Origin of the sequence: Cellulophaga sp. 3_MG-2023 (assembly GCF_030546975.1) — a bacterium.
GTDB lineage: Bacteria > Bacteroidota > Bacteroidia > Flavobacteriales > Flavobacteriaceae > Cellulophaga.
This window is the reverse complement of sequence record NZ_JAUOPS010000005.1, coordinates 121430-141430: the sequence shown is the minus strand read 5'-3', so window position 1 is coordinate 141430 and position 20001 is coordinate 121430. Positions and strand designations below refer to the sequence as shown.

Below are 20001 nucleotides of genomic sequence, written 5' to 3'. Positions count from 1 at the left end.
TTGTTAATTACTGAGAATCACAGCCTTTTAAAGATACGTTTTTTTAACATATATTAAGGTTTTTTTAGCAATGATTTATAATAATCTAAGTCTAAAAACAACAAGAAACTTACAAATGAATGCTTAGTTTTATCGTTTTTTTAAACACAGTTTTTATTTAGAATAGATTGGTAAAGAGTTTTATCTTTGCCTTTATATAATCGTATTTATGAAAGTTAGCAATATTCCGTACCACAAAACAGGTTACTTCTCTAGTTTAATGTGCGATTATTTAGAAGAGAAGAAAGAGTTACAACCTTTTTATAATAGATTTCCTAATCTAGAAAATTTTAAACTTCAGATTGAAGAAAAGGCCAAAAACTTTCCAGTAGATAACAGGCTAGTACTAGCCAATGCTTTAGTAAACCAGTATGCAAACATTAATGCATCAGAAAAAACTAAAACAAATATATCTCTATTACAAGAGCAAAATACGTTTACGGTAGTAACTGGTCATCAGCTAAATTTATTTACTGGGCCTTTATATTTTTTATATAAAATTATATCTACCATTAATTTAACCGAAGAGTTAAAAAGGACGTATCCAGAGAAAAATTTTGTTCCTATTTATTGGATGGCTACCGAGGATCATGATTTTGATGAGATTAACTATTTTAATTTTAAAGGGAAAAAGTTACAGTGGAATAAAAATGCATCTGGCGGAGTAGGGAGGTTAAAAACAGATGGTTTAGACCAAGTTTTTAATGCTTTTTCTAGTGATATTGGAGGAGGTAAAACAGCAGAAGAATTAAAATCTTTATTCACCAAAGCTTATTTAGAGCACTCTAACTTAACAGAGGCTACAAGATATTTAGCTAATGAGCTTTTTAGTAGCTACGGTTTGGTTATTGTAGATGGAGATGATAAGGAGTTGAAGAAATTACAAATTCCGTATGTTAAAGAAGATCTATTAAACCATACAGGATTTTCTAAAGTTGAAGAAACAATTACAAAGCTTAGTGCAGTTTCTGAGAGTTACAAAATACAAGTAAATCCAAGAGAAATTAATTATTTTTATTTGGTTGATGGTGTAAGAGAAAGAATTATTAAAAAAGATGATTTGTATCTTATTAACAATACAGAAACAACATTTACAGAAGAGGCTATTTTAAAAGAGCTAAATGAGTTTCCTGAGCGTTTTTCTCCTAATGTTGTTGGTAGGCCATTGTATCAAGAAATTATATTGCCAAACCTTTGTTACATAGGTGGCGGCGGAGAATTAGCTTATTGGTTAGAGTTGAAAACATATTTTGAGAGTCAGAATGTTACTTTTCCTATGTTATTGCTTCGTAATTCTGCTTTATTAATAACAAAGAAGCAATCAGAAAAACTAGAAAAATTAAATGTAAGTATTGAAGACTTATTTTTAAAGCAAAATAGTTTAGTCAATAAAAAAATAAGAGAAATATCTAATGTAGATATAGATTTTGCTCCTCAAAAAAAGCATTTAGAAGAGCAATTTAAAAATTTGTATACATTAGCAGAGCAAACAGATAAAACTTTTTTAGGGGCAGTAAAAGCTCAAGAAATAAAACAAAAAAAAGGATTACAAGCATTAGAAGACAGATTAATGCAAGCACAAAAGCGAAAGTTAAAAGACCACGTTATTCGCTTAACAGATATTCAAAACCAATTATTTCCAAATAAATCCTTACAAGAAAGAAGTCATAATTTCTCTGAGCCTTATTTGGAGTTTGGACCTAATTTAATAACACAACTAGTAGCACAATTAAAGCCATTAGATGGTAACTTTTTAATATTAGAATTATAAAATAAATGCATAAGATAGATTTAGGTTTGGTAGAAATGACAATGGATGTAATGAAATATGCCATTGACAGAATATCTGCAACCGAAAGGGAAATAGGAAAACCAGTTAATGCTGATGAGTTAAAAAAAATGGTTGGCGAAACCATTACTAGTACAGGAATTGGTGGCGAAAATGCATTTAATTTATGGAAAAAACATTTGGCAAATGCAAATGTGCAAATAGACCATCCTAGACATTTAGCATTTGTACCTGCATCACCAACAAGAGCATCTATAATGTTTGATTTGGTTACTTCTGCATCTAGTATACACGGAGCTTATTGGATGGAAGGCGCAGGTGGTATTTTTTGTGAAAATGAAGCAATGAAATGGATTGTTTCTTTAACTGGTCTGCCAGAAGGTGCTTTTGGTGTTTTTACAAGTGGTGGTACGGCAGCAAATTTATCTGCATTAGTTACAGCAAGAGAACATTTTAGAGAAAAAGAAGAAAACAGAGGTAAAAAAGGTTTAATAATAGCATCAATTGGCGCGCACTCATCTGTAAAGGCAATGGCCAAAGTTATAGATGTAGATATACTTTTAGTAGATTCAGAAGAAAGTTTGCATCAATCAGAATTAGAAGAAACAATTGCAAATTTATCTACAGAAGAGCGTAACAGGCTTTTTGCAGTAGTAGCAACAGGTGGTACAACAAATGCTGGTATTATAGATGATTTAAGTGGTATAGCAACAGTTTGTAAGCAAGAAAATTTATGGTTTCACGTAGATGCTGCTTATGGTGGTGGAGCCTTGGTTGCAGATTCTGTTAGGCACTTGTTTAATGGTATAGAGCAAGCAGATAGTATAACTATAGATCCGCACAAATGGATGTTTTCTCCGTATGATTGTGGAGCTGTGCTTTATAAAAATATGCAGTTAGCTAAAAATGCGCATTCACAACAAGGATCCTACCTAGATATTTTTAAAGATGAAGGTGCTCACGGATTTAATCCAACAGATTATCAAATACAGTTAACACGTAGAGTAAGAGGGCTTCCTTTATGGTTTTCATTAGCAATGCACGGTACAGATAGGTATAAAGAAGCTGTAGAACGCGGATTAGAACTTGCCCAAATAGCAGGTAAAATGATAGAAGAACACCCAGATTTAGAATTGGTTAGAGAACCAAGTTTATCTTGTGTCTTGTACAGAAGAAAAGGATGGAAACCAGAAGATTATACGCATTGGACTTATGAGAATCATAAAAAAGGATTTGCTTTGGTAACACCAACAAAATACAAATTAGGAGATACTTTTGAGACTGTTTCTAGATTCTGTTTTATAAACCCTGATACTACAGAAAAAGACATAGAAATGATATTAGAAACTATGGTTTAAATTTTCAATAGTTTCGTTTAACTTTTTTATAATTAAATATTACTTTTGCGCATGCAACATGACAAGGTATTAATATTAGACTTCGGATCGCAGTACACACAACTTATTGCGCGTAGAGTTAGAGAGCTTAACATCTATTCCGAGATTCACCCATTCAACAAAATTCCAACAAACTTAAAAGAGTACAAGGCGGTTATCTTATCTGGTAGTCCAATGTCTGTACGTTCAGATGATGCTTTTCATCCAGACTTAAAAGGTATTAGAGGAGAAAAACCAATGCTAGCTGTATGCTATGGCGCACAGTATTTGGCACACTTTTCTGGTGGCGAAGTAGCCCCTTCTAATACAAGAGAGTACGGTAGAGCAAACCTAAGTTTTGTAAAAGAAGAAGAAACTTTTCTTAAAAATATAGAAGTAGGTAGTCAAGTTTGGATGAGTCATAGTGATACTATAAAGTCATTACCAATAAACGGAACTTTGCTAGCAAGTACACATGATGTACAAAATGCAGCTTATAAAATAGAAGGTGAAAATACGTATGCAATACAATTTCACCCAGAAGTTTACCATTCTACAGACGGAAAACAATTATTAGAAAACTTTTTAGTAGATATAGCAAGTGTAAATCCAGATTGGACACCAAATGCTTTTGTTGAAGAAACAGTAGAAGCACTACAACAAAAAATTGGAAACGATAAGGTTGTTTTAGGTTTGTCTGGAGGTGTAGACTCTTCTGTAGCAGCAATGTTATTGCACAAAGCTATTGGAGAAAACCTGTACTGTATATTTGTAAACAATGGTTTATTACGTAAAAACGAATTTACAGATGTATTAGAGCAGTACAAAGGTATGGGCTTAAATGTTAAAGGAGTAGATGCTTCGGCACGCTTTTTGGATGCTTTAGCTGGGTTAAGTGACCCAGAACAAAAGCGTAAAGCTATTGGTCGTGTATTTATAGAGGTTTTTGATGATGAGGCACACCAAATACAAGGTGTTAGTTGGTTGGCACAAGGAACAATTTATCCAGATGTTATAGAAAGTGTTTCTGCAACTGGTGGTCCTAGCGCAACAATTAAAAGTCACCATAATGTAGGAGGCTTGCCAGATTTTATGAAACTTAAAATAGTAGAGCCATTAAAAGCTTTGTTTAAAGATGAAGTAAGGAGAGTAGGAGCATCTATGGGAATGGAAAAAGACCTTTTAGGGCGTCATCCTTTTCCAGGACCTGGACTTGCAATTCGTATTTTAGGTGATATTACTCCAGAAAAAGTAGCTATATTACAAGAGGTAGATGCTGTTTTTATTGGAGAACTTAAAAAAAGTGGCTTATATGACAAGGTTTGGCAGGCCGGAGCCATACTTTTACCCGTAAATAGTGTAGGAGTTATGGGAGATGAGCGTACATATGAAAAATGTGTAGCTTTGCGTGCTGTAGAAAGTACAGATGGTATGACCGCAGATTGGGTTAATTTGCCATATGAGTTTTTACAAAAAGTGTCTAATAATATAATAAATAAAGTAAAAGGTGTAAATAGAGTAGTTTATGATATTAGCTCTAAGCCACCTGCAACTATAGAATGGGAATAATTATGAATAGTAAATTTTTTAAAACAGTTCTTTCTTTTTTGTTTATTCTTTTGGTTACAGCCAACTCTTATGCACAAAAGTATAAGACACACCCTGTAAAAAGAGGAGAATCTTTAGAGAGTATATCTAAAACGTATAATGTATCTATTGATGATATTTTAGTTTATAATAAAGAGATTAAAAAAGGACAAAAACTGACTCCTAATACTATATTAATTGTTCCGTTAGATAAAAAAATGGCAGCTGTAACAGCTTCTTTATCTGGAGATAAACCAGTTGTAGAGGTAAAAAAGACAGTGCAAGAAGAACCAATTCGTTTTATAGAACATAAAGCTAAAAAACGAGAAACCTTGTATAGCCTTGCAAAACAGTACAATGTTACAGAAGATGATATAAAACGATACAATAAACAATTGTATGCAGAGCAGTTAAAAAAAGGAACTGTTTTAAAAATTCCTGTTTATAAAAAAGAGGTTGTAGATACTTCTGTATCTACAACAACTAATACTGTTTCTGAGGTTTATGAAGATACTCCGTATAAGTTTACAGATTATAAGGTTAAAAAAAGAGAAACACTTTATGGTATCTCTAAGCAATTTAAACTTACTCAAGAACAAGTTAAAAAGTACAATACTAGTTTGTATGCTGGAGATGTAAAAAAAGGAATGGTGTTAAAGATTCCTCACTTTAAAAAGGTAGAAGTTAAAGAGGTTGTTTTAAAATCTTACGTTGTAAAAGCAAAAGAAACACGTTGGAGCATAGCAAACAAGTACGGTATTACCGTAGATAGTTTGTTGTTGTTAAATCCAGAATTGCCAAAATCATCTAGCTATTTAGCAGTAGGACAAGAATTAAAAATACCAGAAAAAAATATTTTAGTTAGAGATAGCATTGCTAAAACAGGAGCGCAAGAAGTACCTGCTTTTGTAACGTATACAGTACCTCCAAAAATGACTTTTTATAGGTTAGAAAAAGCGTATGGCGTTACTGAAGAAAAAATAAAAGAAGTAAACCCATTGGTTAAGGAAAAGGGTCTTCAGGAAGGAATGAAGATAAAAATTCCAACACTTAATGGTCAGGTTTCAGTAGATAGTCAGGCGGTAAACTCAGAGAATTTTATTTTTTACGTAGTGCGTCAAGGTCAAGGAGAAATGGCTTTAGAAAGAGAGTTAGGAGTTTCTTACAGTGAGTTAACAACATTTAATCCATCATTAAAAGATGGTATTAAGTCTGGTATGGTTTTAAAGTTGCCAAAAACTAGAAGTAGTAACTTTACGGTAAAGAACTCGTTAATACTACCAAAAATTAATTTGGCAGATAGTGTAAATGTTGCTATTAGACCAAAAGTAATGGTTTTATTGCCATTTAGGTTAGATTTAATTGATGTAAACAATTCTTCTTCAGCTAAAAAAAATATAGAAAAAAGAACAGATACTAATATTAGTTTAAGTCTATACTCTGGTATGCAACTGGCTTTAGAAACAATGAAGAAGAAAGGTGTTTCTATAGATGTTAGTGCATTTGATACTCAGTCTACCAGTAGTGTAGATAAAGTAAAAGAGATTCTAGAAAATGAAAATGTATCAGATTACAATGCAGTCATTGGACCTCTAGATCCTAAGTCTATACAAGAAGTTGCTAAAAAAACTTCAGGATTACATATTCCTGTTATATCTCCAAATTTAACAGAACAGGAAATAGGTTTTGGTAACACTTTTTATTCTTTACCATCAGATGAAGCATTAAGAACAAAAGTACTAGATTATGTCTCTAGCATTTACACAAATCAAAACATTATAATTATTGCAGATTCTAAGCACAAAGCAGAATCTGATGCAATAACGGCAAGATTTCCAAAAGCTAAAAAAGTTAGTTTGATTAAAGATTTAACTATAAATATTAATAAATTAAAGTATTTATTGGTTAGAAATGCAGATAACTTTGTTTTTGTAGAGACTAGTAATTTGGCTTTATCTAAGCATGCTACTTCTGTTGTAAACTCTTTAAATACAAAACAGAATAAAATTAGAATGTTTACAACAAACCTAAACAAAGCTTTTGATAGAAATAAAGTAGATAATATGCTTTTGTCTAATTTAAACTTTACTTATCCATCAGTTAATAAGGAAATTAAAGATGATGAGTTTAATAAAAATTATAGATCTAAATTTGGGACTAATCCAAACAAATACGCTGCAAGAGGTTTTGATATTATGTATGATGTTTTGCTAAAGCTAGCTTATAAAAACGACTTATTTGAAGTTTCTAAAATTGTTGGAGAAACAGAGTATGTTTCAAACAAGTTTAATTACGTAAATAAGAAAAATGCAGGCTTTACAAATACAGCTGTATATGTTATGCAATATAATGATATGAAGATTGAAGAAGTAGAACCTAAAAAATAAAGGTATGCTTTTCTTTAAAAAAATAGTTTTTTTAATAATTGTGTTTACATTTTTTAATGTTTCAGCTCAAAATCAAGAAACTATTATATGGAAACCAGGAGTAAAGTTATCTTGGTCTAATTTTAAGGGTAAAGCACCAGTAGGTAACAGAGCAGCAGCAATGACGGCTAGTGGGGTAAACTACAAATACACGACATACTTTGATAAAAAAAATGGCAATAAATTCACTTATGAAGTTATTGCCATTTTTTATCCCAGAAAATCTTGGTATAGACCTAAAATATGTACGGATATTACATTAAGTCATGAGCAAATACATTTTGATATTGCAGAGCTTTATGCACGTAAAATGAGAGAAAAGTTAAGTAAAGTAGTGCCTTCATCTAATACATACAAGCAAGCAAGGGCTATTTATACTTCTGTAAACAAAGAGTTAGAGGCCTATCAAGATTTGTACGATAAAGAAACAAATTATTCCAGAGACCTAGAAAAACAACTCTTTTGGCAAGAAAAAGTGAAGAAAGAGCTTCAGTTGAAGTAGTTAATAAAGTAAAAAAGCGACACAAAGTGTCGCTTTTTTTATATGAGTTATAGTTATTTAATCTATTCTTTAATTAATGTAATAACTAATGTTCCTTTAGTATCTAAATCTACACCACCAGTAGTTACAATTCTATTAACCTCAGTTTGTAAAACTAAGTTTTTATTAGTTAAGCTAATTACTTTGTAAGTTCCGTTTACAGTGTCATTAGCATCAAGTTGTAATGTATCATCATCAAATGACCAATCTCCAGAACTCAGTGGGCTCTCAGATGTTATGGTTTCTGTATAATCAGTTCCTAAAAAAGAAAAATTAATCAATGTAGTATATTCACCAGTACTTACAATTTTATTAGGTTCTTCTGTAAAAGTAACATTAGAGTTTTCATTAGTAGATTTTGCTGTATACTCTAACGGATAGGTTTGATTGTTAACTACTGTACTTGCAGTACCGTTATCTATTGTTGCGCTAACTAATACCCAAGTACCAAGTAGAGAAGATTTTACATCAACTTCATCTTTAATTAATGGGTTTGTTCCTGCGTTTAATTCATCAATGTTACTAAAACCATCTGCATCACAGTCTAAGTTGTTCCAAATATCACTAGTATCAACTGTTTGGCTATCTAGTAAAAATGAACAATTACTTAAAGGGTCTGTACTATTGGTTAATTCTGTGCCATCAATTACACCATCACCGTCTGTATCTACTATTAAAGGATTTGTTTTATTTTCTTTTTCGTCACCATCATTTAAACCATCATTATCAGAGTCAGGATTTAATGGGTTAGTATTGTCCTTTTTTTCATCGCCATCGTTAACACCATCCTCATCAGTATCTGATACTAAAGGATTTGTTTTGTCTGTTTTTTCAATTCCATCATCAACACCATCGTTATCTGTATCTGGTTTCTCAGGGTCAGTTCCATCTTTTTTTTCATCTTCATCAGTTACACCATCATTGTCAGTGTCTAAGGTTGCAGAATCTTCGGTATTTTTAACTATGTCGTATAATTGCTCACTATCATTATTATTGCAGGCAGAAAGCATCAGTAGAAATATGTATAAAGCAATTACTTTTTTCATAGTTTTGTGGCGTTAAAGTTGATTTGTTATTTTAAATAAATGTAAAATATTGTTATTGATTTATTTACGACTCAAAATTGCTTTTAGATCATTACATTTATGTTAAAAAACGATAATAAAAAACTAATAGAGTTAGCACATTACAGAATGCCATTTGGAAAATACAAAGGTTGGTATTTAGTGCACTTACCAGAGCGGTATTTAATATGGTTTAATCAAAAGGGTTTTCCTGAGGGTAAACTAGGTGTTTTGTTAAAATCTATGTTAGAAATTAAAATAAACGGATTAGAAGATATCATTCTAAAAATTCAGAAAGATTTTCCTAAAGAATAGACCGCTTTTGTAATAGCAATTTGCTATTTTTGCTTGCGTTAAGAAAACAACCTAACGCTACATGGCAAACACTAAGTACATATTTGTAACCGGAGGGGTTACATCTTCTCTAGGAAAAGGAATTATAGCTGCATCTTTAGCTAAATTATTACAAGCTAGAGGATATAGAACTACTATTCAAAAATTGGATCCATACATAAATGTAGATCCAGGAACATTAAACCCTTATGAACACGGTGAATGTTACGTTACTGACGATGGTGCAGAAACGGATTTAGACCTTGGGCATTACGAGCGTTTTTTAAATGTTAGAACTTCACAGGCAAACAATGTTACAACTGGTAGAATTTACCAAAGTGTAATAGAAAAGGAGCGTAGAGGAGAGTTTTTAGGGAAAACAGTACAGGTTGTACCTCATATTACCAACGAAATTAAAGAACGTATTCAAATACTTGGAAAAAGTGGTGATTACGATATTGTAATTACAGAAATTGGTGGTACTGTTGGTGATATAGAATCTTTGCCTTATATAGAATCTGTTAGACAATTATTATGGGAGCTAGGTGATAATAATGGTATTGTTATACATTTAACCTTAGTACCATATTTATCTGCTGCTGGGGAGTTAAAAACAAAACCAACACAACACTCTGTAAAAACATTAATGGAAAGTGGTATTAAGGCAGATATTCTTGTATGTAGAACAGAGCACGAAATTTCTGATGAAATAAAACATAAACTTGCTTTATTTTGTAATGTTAAAAGAGAAGCGGTTATACAATCTATAGATGCATCTACTATTTACGATGTACCTTTATTAATGCAAGAAGAAGGCTTAGATACTGTTGTTTTAGAACGATTAGCTTTGTCAGACACAGAAAAACCAGATTTAACTACCTGGAACCAGTTTTTAAAGCGTCATAAAAATCCAAAAAATCAAGTTACTATTGGTCTTATTGGTAAGTATGTAGAGTTACAAGATTCTTATAAATCTATTTTAGAAGCATTCATACACGCTGGTGCAGAAAATGAGGTAAAAGTAGTAGTTAAGTCTATACATTCTGAACATATTTTAGGTAAAAATATGTCTGAAGAGTTAAAAGGTTTAGATGGTATTTTAGTAGCACCTGGTTTTGGAGAAAGAGGTATAGAAGGTAAAATAGAAGCTGTACAGTTCGCAAGAGAAAATAAAATTCCGTTTTTAGGTATTTGTTTAGGTATGCAAATGGCAGTTATAGAATTTTCTAGAAACGTTTTAGGTTTAGCAGATGCTAACTCTAAAGAAATGGATGAGGATACTCCTAATCCTGTTATTAACTTAATGGAAGAACAAAAAACCGTAGTAAACAAAGGAGGTACTATGCGTTTAGGTACTTGGGCTTGCCATTTAGAAGATAATAGCTTAGTTAAAGAAGTTTACAGTGGTAAAGCAGATATATCTGAACGTCATAGACATAGATACGAGTTTAATAACAAGTACAAAGAACAAATTACAGCTGCAGGTTTACAGGCATCTGGTATTAATAAAGATACAGGTTTGGTAGAGATTGTAGAATTGCCAAAAGAAGTACATCCTTGGTTTATAGGTGTACAGTATCATCCAGAGTACAAGAGTACAGTTGCAAATCCGCACCCATTATTTGTAGGTTTTGTTAAAGCTGCATTAGAACACAAAAAGCAATAAAAGAGTGCCACTTTGGCATAAAGTGTACATTTGGACATATATTTGCAAACTGTAATTTATTATTAACAATATAGATTTATTAGTTTTTACTATAAAATCTTTGACATATTAGAATGGAAGAAAAGAAATTTGATGTAAAAACCCTTATTGGTTTTTTACTAATTTTTGGATTGTTTGTATTATGGTTTAATACCACACAACCAACTGCAGAGGAGCTAGAAGCACAAAAACAAGAAGAGCAAAAAACAGAAGCAGCAGCAACTGAAAGTAAAGAAGAGAGTGAAAAAGTTGCTGAAGAACCTGTATTAAATTTAGCAGATTCTACTGCAGTTGCTAATTATAAAAGTAAAATAGGTGCTTTTGGTTATACGCCAGCAACAGAAGGTACAACGGTTTTAGAAAACAATGTTCTTTATTTAAGAGTAAGCAATAAAGGAGGACAAATAGTAGAAGCAAAGATGAAAAACTTTGTAACTTATGATTCTCTTCCTGTACATTTAGTAAAAGATAACAACGCTAGTTTTGGGTTAACTTTTTCTACTTCTGATAATAGAGTTTTAGATACTAAAGATTTATTTTTTGAACCTACAATATCTAAAAACGGAAACAACACTGTTCTCTCTATGAAAGCAAAAGTTTCTGCAACAGACTTTTTAGAATACAGATATGAGATTAAGCCAGATGAATACCTGTTAGATTTTAATATTAGATCTCAAGGTTTAAATGGTGTATTAAATAGTGCTGCACCAATTGCTTTAGTTTGGAAACAAAAAGGAATTAGACACAGTAAAAGTGCAACTTATGAGAATAGGTATACACGTTTAACTTATAATCATGATGATGGTGATATTAGTAAATTATCAGAAAGTAGTGATGATGAGGAAGATGAAGAAGTAGATATTAAATGGTTATCATACAGACAGCATTTCTTTAGTTCTATTTTAGCATCAGATAAACATTTTGAAACAGCTAAATTAAGTTCTGTAAATCTAGTTGAAGATGACACTCCAGAAACTAAGTTTACAAAAGAGAATACATCAATATTACCTTTAAAAACAGAAGCAGGTGAGTTAGCTTATAATATGAACCTGTATTACGGGCCAACAGATATTAAAGAGCTGTCTAAATATAAAGAGCTTGGTTTAGAAGATTCTATACCTTACGGATGGGGTATATTTGGATTTATAAACAGATATGTGTTTACACCAGCGTATACATTTTTAAGCGGATTTTTACCTTACGGTATTGCTATTATTGTAATGACAATTTTAGTTCGTTTACTAATGTCACCAGTAACATACAAATCTTACTTATCACAAGCAAAAATGAAGGTTTTAAAGCCTGAAATTGCAGAATTAGGAGAAAAGTACAAAGATAATCCAATGAAAAAGCAGCAAGAAACTATGAAGCTGTATAACAAAGCAGGAGCCAGTCCTATGAGTGGTTGTTTGCCAGCATTGGTGCAGTTACCAGTTTTTTATGCCTTATTTATGTTCTTCCCAACTTCTTTTGCATTACGTCAAAAGCCGTTTTTATGGGCAGACGATTTATCTTCTTATGATATTATAGCAGAATTACCATTTAAAATTCCGTTGTATGGAGATCACGTAAGTTTATTTCCAATATTAGCTTCTATTGCTATTTTCTTTTATATGATGATGACATCTGGGCAAAATATGCAACAGCAGCCAGGAATGCCAAATATGAAGTTTATACTTTATTTATCTCCATTAATGATGTTGGTATTCTTTAATAGTTATGCAAGTGGACTTAGTTTGTACTACTTTGTATCTAACTTAATTACAATATTTATAATGTTGGCAATTAAGAAGTTTATTATAGACGAAGATAAAATACACGCTAAAATTCAAGAGAATAAAAAGAAACCTAAGAAAGAAAACAAGTTTCAGAAGAAGATGCGTGAAATGATGGAGCAAGCAGAAGAGCAAAAAAAGAATAGATAATATTCTTTATACTACATATAAAAAAATCCTGCTTCATAAATGAAGCAGGATTTTTTTTAGTTGTTTATTTAAATAAAAAAAGCTCCTATTTCTAGGAGCTTTAGCACTAAGTAGGTTAAGCTTAGTAACATTTGGGACTCCAAAGATGCAACCTATTAGAAGCTTAAAAAAAGTTTAGTTGTAAAAGCCGCTTTTTTGTATGTTAATTAGAGTCATTTTGTTGTTTGGTTTACGACTAAGTTTTTAGTAGATTTTTAATCGATTTAAAACATCGATAAACGGTACATTTCTTTATGAAAAATTAAAGATTTATGGGTGTTAATAGAAATACAAAGCATTTTAGATTTTTGTATTTTTGCAATTCAGAATATAAAAAATGAAAAAAGTAGTAGTAGGACTTTCAGGAGGTGTAGATTCTAGCGTTACAGCTTATCTTTTAAAAGAACAAGGTTATGACGTAATTGGGCTTTTTATGAAAAATTGGCACGATGATTCTGTAACCATTTCTAATGAATGTCCTTGGTTAGAGGATAGTAATGATGCATTAATTGTTGCAGAAAAATTAGGTATTCCTTTTCAAACAGTAGATTTAAGTGCAGAATACAAAGAACGTATAGTAGACTATATGTTTAATGAGTATGAAAAAGGAAGAACACCAAACCCAGACGTACTTTGTAACAGAGAAATTAAGTTTGATGTGTTTATGAAAATTGCAATGCAACTGGGAGCAGATTATGTTGCTACAGGTCATTACTGCAGAAAAACATCGTTTGTAAATGAAGAAGGTAAAGAAATTCATCAGTTATTAGGTGGTAAGGATGATAATAAAGACCAGTCTTACTTTTTATGTCAACTATCACAAGAGCAACTAGCAAAAACATTATTTCCTATTGGAGATTTGCTAAAACCAGAAGTGCGTAAAATTGCAGCAGAAAACGATTTAATTACAGCAGATAAAAAAGATTCTCAAGGTCTTTGTTTTATAGGTAAAGTTCGTTTGCCAGATTTTCTTCAACAAAAACTAAAACCAAAACAGGGAGTTATAGTAGAGGTTTCTTCTAATTTAGAACAATACAATACTGCAATACCAGAGTTTACCACCAAAGAAGAAGAACTGTCTTATTATGCTACAAAACCAGTTTACAATGTAGCAGACGGTAAAGTGGTAGGTGAGCATCAAGGAGCGCATTATTTTACTAAAGGACAGCGTAAAGGTTTGGCTGTTGGTGGTACCAAAGAACCTTTGTTTGTTATAGAGACAGATGTTAATGAGAATGTAATATATACCGGTCAGGGTAAAAAACACCCAGGATTGTACCGTAGAACACTTTTTGTTTCTAATGAAGAATTGCACTGGGTGCGTACAGATATGGCTTTACAGGTTGATGAAACAATGGAGGTTATGGCACGTATACGCTATAGACAAGCTTTGCAAAAAGCAACTTTATATAAGGTTGATGCTGGTTTGTATGTAGATTTTGAAGAAGAACAATCTGCTATGGCAGAAGGACAATTTGTTGCTTGGCACATAGGAGATGAACTTATAGGTTCTGGAGTTATATCATAATAATTTTAAGTTTGATAAAATAAGAATATGCAAAATAGAATAACATCATTATTTAATATTGAATATCCAATTATACAAGCCGGAATGATTTGGGCTAGTGGTTGGAAACTTGCGTCTGCTGTTTCTAATGCAGGTGGTTTAGGAATAATTGGTGCTGGGTCTATGTATCCAGATGTTTTAAAAGAGCATATTTTAAAATGTCAAAAAGCTACAAACAAACCTTTTGCCGTTAATGTTCCAATGTTGTACCCTAACGTAGAGGAGATTATGAAAATAATTGTAGACTTGGGTGTAAAAATAGTATTTACATCTGCAGGTAATCCTAAAACGTGGACAGGTTATTTAAAAGAAAACGGAATTATAGTAGTGCACGTTGTTAGTAGTTTAAAATTTGCATTGAAATCTGAAGCTGCAGGAGTAGATGCTGTTGTTGCAGAAGGTTTTGAGGCAGGCGGACATAACGGTAGAGATGAGACTACTACCTTGGCATTAATACCAGCTGTAAAAGAACAATTAAAAATACCATTAATAGCAGCAGGAGGTATTGCTACAGGTAAAGCAATGTTGGCTGTTATGGTTTTAGGTGCAGATGGTGTGCAAATTGGTAGTCGTTTTGTGGCAAGTGACGAGGCATCTTCTCATCAATTATTTAAAGAGAGTGTAGTAGCTGCACAAGAAGGAGATACGCAGTTAACATTAAAAGAACTTGCGCCAGTACGTTTACTTAAAAATAAGTTTTTTGTAGAGGTACAAGATGCTTACGCAAAAGGAGCAACACCAGAAGATTTAAAAACACTTTTAGGTAGAGCACGCGCCAAACGTGGTATGTTTGAAGGCGATATGGAAGACGGTGAATTAGAAATAGGACAAGTAGCCGCTATTATTCATAAAATAATGCCAGCGGCAGATATTGTTAAAGAAATAGTAACCGAGTTTCAGTTGGCTAAAAATGCAGCTGTAAATTTATAATCTAGTAGTGTAAAGACTTAAAATAGATAAATGCATCTAGTAGTCTGCTACCATACCAAGAAAAGTATTCGCCATCTACCAACTCAACAGTTGTAGATGGCATTATTTTTTTAATCTCATCTATATGTTCTCGCTTAAATGGATAAGGTTCTGATGATAGTAAAATGCAATCAGGGTTTAGTTCTTTAATAGTTTCTAAAGTAGCCTTAGGGTACCTTAAACTGTCTTTAAAAACATTTTTATACTTGTTTAGGCTAAGCATATGATCTATAAAAGTTTCTTTGCCAGCTGCCATATATGGATCTTTCCAAATTAAATAGGCTACTTTTTTAGCAGGTTTGTCTTTTATAAAATTTTTAAAAGAATTTGCTTCATTTCTAATAGTGCTAACAATTTTAGTAGCATCTAAAGAGCTATTAAAAATAACACCATATTGGGTAATTAAATCTAGCGCATCTTCTAAGTCATTAATGTCTGATACGTGTACGGGGTATATTTTTTCTAGCTGCTCAACAATTTCTTTTGTATTTTCTTCTTTGTTGCATAAGATAATATCTGGTTTCACAGCTTCAATTTTAGCTAAGGAAATTTTTTTTGTACCACCAACTACTTTTTTAGACATACGTAGATGTTTAGGATGAATACAAAATTTTGTAACACCTACAATGTACTCTTCTAAACCTAAATCTACCAACAGCTCAGTTTGTGATGGCACTAGAGAAATAATTCGTAAGGGACTTTTTGGGCATTCAAATTGCCTCCCCATTTGATCTGTAATCTTTTGCATATGGGTAAATATACCTTAATTATTAGCTGTAATGTTTATATATCATCAGGAAACATAAAAAAGCTTTTAAGTATATCTCTTAAACCGTCTGGCGTAAGTGGTTTACTTTTAAAATCGTTTATTTGGGTAAAACCTAGAGCTCTAGCTTTATCATCAGGATTTAAAGATGTTGTTAGCATAACAATTACAGTTTCTGCCATTTGGTTTTCTTCAAGCTTTTTATACTCTTGTAAAAACTCCCAACCATTCATAATAGGCATATTAATGTCTAATAAAATTAAGCTTGGTTGCGGAAAAACACCATCTTTTTCTGTTTTAAGGTAATCTATGGCTTCTTGTCCGTTAGTTTTAACAATAACATCATTTGTACAATTAAGCTTTTTAATAACCATTTTGTGCAAAAAATTAGTTGCCTCATCATCATCTATTAACAATATACTTTTTAGCATGTTCATTCTTGTTTTTTAATAGTAAATTTAAATTCGCTCCCTTTATTTGGTTCAGATGTTACCCATATTCTACCTTGGTGCATTAGTACAATTTTTAAGCAATGCGTAAGCCCTATTCCTATTCCTTCATAAACGTCTTTAGAATGTAAGCGTTGAAACATAGAAAATATTTTATCTTGATGCTTTTTTTCTATACCAATACCGTTGTCTTTTATACTAAATTCCCAAAAATCTCCAAGGTCTTTTGCTTTTATTTCTATTACGGGTGTTGCGCCTTCTTTTTGGAATCTAATAGCATTTGATAGCAGATTTTGAAATAGAATACGTAGCTCTGTTTTTTGGCCTTCTATTTTTGGTAACTTTTTATAGTGTATTACAGTATTGGTTTCTTTAATAATATGGTCCATTTCTGCAATAACCTCATTAAGTAATTTATTAGTTTTTACCTTGCTAATTTCATTTTTGGCTCCAATTCTAGAATAGTCAAAAACGGCTTTAATAAGCAAGCTCATTCTTGTAGATGCTTGTCTAATAAAGTTTAAATAAGTAATACCATTTTTATCTAACTTGTCACTATACTCTTCTTTAAATAGTTGAGTAAAGTTCATTACGGTACGTAAAGGTTCTTGTAAGTCATGAGATGCAATAAAGGCAAACTGTTCTAGTTCTTTATTTTTTTGACTAACAGCATAATGAGCATTTTTTAATGCGGTAAGTCGTATTTGTTCTTTTTTATGGGTAGATATATAGTCTAACATAATGCCAATAAATGGTATAGCATATGATATTGCTTTTAAAGAATGGGCTATGTTAAAGTTAGAGTCATGTAAATGTTCAGACCCAAAAGCCATATACATTTGTGTAGCTATAGCAGGTATCATACTCCATAAAAGAGCATTAGAAAATATATTGTTTTCTTTTTTATGGAACTTTGGAAATAAGTATAATGCTAAAAATGAAAATAATACAAGCGGAATTAAATCATAGGGCCTTGTAATAAAACTATTATGTATTGTTGTAGTTGGTAAAGATTTACTTAGGGCAGAAAAATATACAGTTAAAAATACAATTAGACCAAAAATTAAGGTCACAATAAATACAAAGCGCCTTCCGTTTTTTGGAAGCATCCTTTTCTTTTGTAACAAAATTATACTAACACCCAAAATTAAAATTACACTATTAAATATTCTAGATAGTGCCCAAGTAAATGGTAAAAAATTTTCATTACCAGTAGCTGGATTTATTATTTTAATAGCTGCCAAAGCATGAAAGGCATCTATGAAACCAGCACATAACAATGCGCCTCCAATAATAGGAGTAGTTGGGTTGTTTGTTATTCTGTATTGTATAAAGGCTAATACGGCAGTTGCAATGGCAATACAAATTGCTGTCCATTCTAAAATTAAATGTGTAAAAGTGCCTCTTAAATGAGTTAAAACTAGATCTTGAGAAGCATGGTCTAAGGCGACTTTTTCTCCGTTAGCATTAAATATGATATTTATGTTTCCAAAATCAACTCCAATTAACTGAAGTATAAAAGGAAAAATACATATAACTAAAATGGTAAGAATTAAAGTTTTGGAAAACCTTAATTCTTTAAACTGGGGGGAAGTTTTCATATGTAAATAAATACTTACTTGTAATTAAATGTTACGTGTAAGATATTACAGGTTTTAGTTTTATTGCCTAACACTACTACTTTTTATTGTTTTTAAGCAGTAATTAGGTAATATTTCTGGTTGTTATTTTTTAAAATGACTTTTTATTAATTCTAAAGCTTTTTCTGCTTCATCATTATGTACATATAAGTCTTGTTCTCCAGGTATAGCAGAAGCAAAACCAGCTAATCTTCCAGATTCTGACTCGTCTTTTACAACGCCTTCTATATTTATTGAATGTAATTTTTCTACAATAGCTTTTACATCAAATTGGTTTCCGCTATATATTTTTTGGTAGTTTGATTTTAACATAGGTTGTAATTATGGTTTAAAATATATAATATAGGGAAAAATAAAGAAATTTTACATTAAAACTATTTATTTGTAGTACTTTTTTAAGTATTATTTGTAAGTGGTTCTGTTACAGAAGCTAACTTTTTAGTTTTAACTTTTATAAGAGTCCTCTAGCTTTAATTTCTAAGTATTTATTAATGGTGTTAATAGTAAGCTCTTCTGGCTTGGTAAGTATTGTTTGTATGCCGTATTGTTGCAGTTCTTTTTGCATTAATCTTTTATCCATAGAAAACTTTTCTGCAATAGTTTTATGGTAAATACCCTGTATGTCTTCTGCATCAGAATTTATTAAGCTTTCTAATTCTGTATTTTCAAAAAATATAACAACTAATACATGCTTTTTTGCAATAGCAAGCAAATATGGTAACTGCCTGCGCATTGCTGTTATATGTTCAAAATTAGTATATAGTAATAATAAGCTTCTATGGTTTACTTTACGTTTTAAATGTGCATAAAGTAATCCAAAATCAGAATCTACGTAGTCTGTAGTAATATTATAAAGCTTTTCTAGTATGGCATTTAAATAAGTAGGCTTTTGCATAGCAGGTAAAAATGACTCTATGTTTTTAGAGAAAGATATCATTCCTGTTTTGTCATTCTTTTTAAGAGCTACATTAGAAAATGCTAGCGTACTATTTATGGCATAATCTAAAAGTTTTAAACCATTAAAGGGCATTTTCATTACTCTGCCAGTATCTATTACAGAGTAAATGGGTTGTGATTTTTCATCTTGATATTGGTTAACCATTAACTGGTTACTTTTAGCTGTAGCTTTCCAGTTTATGGTTCTAAAGTCATCACCAGGAACGTACTCTTTAATTTGCTCAAACTCTTGCGTATTACCTATACGTCTAATTTTTTTCATTCCAAATTCAGATAATTTATTGCTGATAGCTAAAAAATCATATTTCTGCATTTGAATGATAGATGGATACACTGGAACCATCTGGTTTTTAAGGTACAAAAATCTACGTTTTACAATGCGTAGGGGAGAAGAAGCATAAATATTTAAGTTGCCAAAATAATATTCACCACGTTCTACTGGTCTAACTGTATATTCAAAAGTTTTAGGTTCTTTTTTTGTAAGTATTGTATTGTATTTAAAATCTCTTTTTTGAAATTGAATAGGCAATTCTTCAACAACAGATACACCAGTTTTAAAAGCATAAGTACTTATAAACTGCATAACAATAGGGTTATGGTCACTGTTTGATAATTTTTGCGGTAGTGTTCTGCTTGCTTTTACACTGTTTTTAGATGCGAATAGTAAAACTATATCAAATAAAAACAAGGCAATTAAAACCATAGTACAAAGCCATGCAATAGGGTATAGCCATTTGTACCAGTACGATGTCATGAACATTGCGGCAAGTATGGCTAAGTACCAAAAAAAGGTGTTATGTATGTAAAACGATTTTAAAAAACGCATGTA

General features: G+C 31.5%; 16 protein-coding genes. 10 read left to right on the top strand and 6 right to left on the bottom strand.

All coding sequences use genetic code 11. The features are described from left to right. The first annotated feature begins 208 nt into the window (after window positions 1-208). The 5 genes from bshC to Q4487_RS13395 are packed head-to-tail and all read left to right on the top strand — an operon-like array spanning window position 209 to window position 7719. Window positions 209-1810, top strand: a complete 1602-nt coding sequence (bshC, locus tag Q4487_RS13415; protein ID WP_303543430.1) for a bacillithiol biosynthesis cysteine-adding enzyme BshC — start codon at window positions 209-211, stop codon at window positions 1808-1810. 5 nt (window positions 1811-1815) lie between these two features. Further along, complete coding sequence (locus Q4487_RS13410) at window positions 1816-3186, top strand: aminotransferase class V-fold PLP-dependent enzyme (protein WP_100895426.1); 1371 nt, start codon at window positions 1816-1818, stop codon at window positions 3184-3186. A 51-nt stretch (window positions 3187-3237) separates the two neighbouring features. Further along, complete coding sequence (guaA, locus tag Q4487_RS13405) at window positions 3238-4773, top strand: glutamine-hydrolyzing GMP synthase (protein ID WP_303543432.1); 1536 nt, start codon at window positions 3238-3240, stop codon at window positions 4771-4773. 2 nt (window positions 4774-4775) lie between these two features. Then, on the top strand, window positions 4776-7178 hold the full coding sequence (locus Q4487_RS13400; protein ID WP_303543434.1) for a LysM peptidoglycan-binding domain-containing protein: 2403 nt from the start codon (window positions 4776-4778) through the stop codon (window positions 7176-7178). Between the two features lie 4 nt (window positions 7179-7182). Beyond that, a complete protein-coding gene (locus Q4487_RS13395) occupies window positions 7183-7719 on the top strand; it encodes a DUF922 domain-containing protein (RefSeq protein WP_100895429.1) in 537 nt (178 codons plus the stop codon). Window positions 7720-7781: 62 nt separating this feature from the next. Here the strand turns inward: Q4487_RS13395 and Q4487_RS13390 are convergent, their stop codons facing one another. Continuing rightward, window positions 7782-8804: a hypothetical protein gene (locus Q4487_RS13390; protein WP_303543437.1), complete on the bottom strand. Its 1023-nt coding sequence runs from the start codon at window positions 8802-8804 to the stop codon at window positions 7782-7784. Between the two features lie 99 nt (window positions 8805-8903). On the opposite strand from Q4487_RS13390, the gene Q4487_RS13385 reads away from it, so the two are divergent. From Q4487_RS13385 to Q4487_RS13365, 5 genes are all read left to right on the top strand, one after another. Continuing rightward, window positions 8904-9137 carry a DUF3820 family protein gene (locus tag Q4487_RS13385; protein ID WP_100895431.1) on the top strand — a complete coding sequence of 78 codons (234 nt, stop codon included), beginning with the start codon at window positions 8904-8906 and terminating at the stop codon, window positions 9135-9137. Between the two features lie 61 nt (window positions 9138-9198). Beyond that, complete coding sequence (locus Q4487_RS13380) at window positions 9199-10821, top strand: CTP synthase (RefSeq protein ID WP_303543440.1); 1623 nt, start codon at window positions 9199-9201, stop codon at window positions 10819-10821. 113 nt (window positions 10822-10934) lie between these two features. Beyond that, entirely contained in the window at window positions 10935-12785 is a 1851-nt protein-coding gene (gene yidC, locus Q4487_RS13375) for a membrane protein insertase YidC (RefSeq protein WP_303543442.1), read from the top strand. A 376-nt stretch (window positions 12786-13161) separates the two neighbouring features. Continuing rightward, window positions 13162-14352: a tRNA 2-thiouridine(34) synthase MnmA gene (gene mnmA / locus Q4487_RS13370; RefSeq protein ID WP_100895434.1), complete on the top strand. Its 1191-nt coding sequence runs from the start codon at window positions 13162-13164 to the stop codon at window positions 14350-14352. A 27-nt stretch (window positions 14353-14379) separates the two neighbouring features. Further along, complete coding sequence (locus tag Q4487_RS13365; RefSeq protein ID WP_303543444.1) at window positions 14380-15321, top strand: nitronate monooxygenase family protein; 942 nt, start codon at window positions 14380-14382, stop codon at window positions 15319-15321. 1 nt (window position 15322) lies between these two features. Here Q4487_RS13365 and Q4487_RS13360 read toward each other — a convergent pair whose 3' ends face one another. From Q4487_RS13360 to Q4487_RS13340, 5 genes are all read right to left on the bottom strand, one after another. After that, window positions 15323-16108: an ABC transporter substrate-binding protein gene (locus tag Q4487_RS13360; protein ID WP_303543446.1), complete on the bottom strand. Its 786-nt coding sequence runs from the start codon at window positions 16106-16108 to the stop codon at window positions 15323-15325. 35 nt (window positions 16109-16143) lie between these two features. Next, entirely contained in the window at window positions 16144-16563 is a 420-nt protein-coding gene (locus Q4487_RS13355; protein WP_100895437.1) for a response regulator, read from the bottom strand. Beyond that, a complete protein-coding gene (locus Q4487_RS13350) occupies window positions 16560-18176 on the bottom strand; it encodes an ATP-binding protein (protein ID WP_303543448.1) in 1617 nt (538 codons plus the stop codon). Before Q4487_RS13350 ends, Q4487_RS13355 begins: the two co-directional genes overlap by 4 nt. 123 nt (window positions 18177-18299) lie before the next feature. Continuing rightward, window positions 18300-18527, bottom strand: a complete 228-nt coding sequence (locus Q4487_RS13345; protein ID WP_303543450.1) for a DUF2007 domain-containing protein — start codon at window positions 18525-18527, stop codon at window positions 18300-18302. A gap of 139 nt (window positions 18528-18666) precedes the next feature. Then, entirely contained in the window at window positions 18667-19998 is a 1332-nt protein-coding gene (locus tag Q4487_RS13340; protein WP_303543452.1) for a DUF58 domain-containing protein, read from the bottom strand. Window positions 19999-20001 lie beyond the last annotated feature (3 nt).

Excerpts from the sequence above, each read along its gene's own strand:
- bshC (WP_303543430.1), top strand. The coding sequence starts at position 209 with ATGAAAGTTAGCAATATTCCGTACCACAAAACAGGTTACTTCTCTAGT.
- Q4487_RS13410 (WP_100895426.1), top strand. The coding sequence starts at position 1,816 with ATGCATAAGATAGATTTAGGTTTGGTAGAAATGACAATGGATGTAATG.
- guaA (WP_303543432.1), top strand. The coding sequence starts at position 3,238 with ATGCAACATGACAAGGTATTAATATTAGACTTCGGATCGCAGTACACA.
- Q4487_RS13400 (WP_303543434.1), top strand. The coding sequence starts at position 4,776 with ATGAATAGTAAATTTTTTAAAACAGTTCTTTCTTTTTTGTTTATTCTT.
- Q4487_RS13395 (WP_100895429.1), top strand. The coding sequence starts at position 7,183 with ATGCTTTTCTTTAAAAAAATAGTTTTTTTAATAATTGTGTTTACATTT.
- Q4487_RS13390 (WP_303543437.1), bottom strand. The coding sequence starts at position 8,804 with ATGAAAAAAGTAATTGCTTTATACATATTTCTACTGATGCTTTCTGCC.
- Q4487_RS13385 (WP_100895431.1), top strand. The coding sequence starts at position 8,904 with ATGTTAAAAAACGATAATAAAAAACTAATAGAGTTAGCACATTACAGA.
- Q4487_RS13380 (WP_303543440.1), top strand. The coding sequence starts at position 9,199 with ATGGCAAACACTAAGTACATATTTGTAACCGGAGGGGTTACATCTTCT.
- yidC (WP_303543442.1), top strand. The coding sequence starts at position 10,935 with ATGGAAGAAAAGAAATTTGATGTAAAAACCCTTATTGGTTTTTTACTA.
- mnmA (WP_100895434.1), top strand. The coding sequence starts at position 13,162 with ATGAAAAAAGTAGTAGTAGGACTTTCAGGAGGTGTAGATTCTAGCGTT.
- Q4487_RS13365 (WP_303543444.1), top strand. The coding sequence starts at position 14,380 with ATGCAAAATAGAATAACATCATTATTTAATATTGAATATCCAATTATA.
- Q4487_RS13360 (WP_303543446.1), bottom strand. The coding sequence starts at position 16,108 with ATGCAAAAGATTACAGATCAAATGGGGAGGCAATTTGAATGCCCAAAA.
- Q4487_RS13355 (WP_100895437.1), bottom strand. The coding sequence starts at position 16,563 with ATGAACATGCTAAAAAGTATATTGTTAATAGATGATGATGAGGCAACT.
- Q4487_RS13350 (WP_303543448.1), bottom strand. The coding sequence starts at position 18,176 with ATGAAAACTTCCCCCCAGTTTAAAGAATTAAGGTTTTCCAAAACTTTA.
- Q4487_RS13345 (WP_303543450.1), bottom strand. The coding sequence starts at position 18,527 with ATGTTAAAATCAAACTACCAAAAAATATATAGCGGAAACCAATTTGAT.
- Q4487_RS13340 (WP_303543452.1), bottom strand. The coding sequence starts at position 19,998 with ATGCGTTTTTTAAAATCGTTTTACATACATAACACCTTTTTTTGGTAC.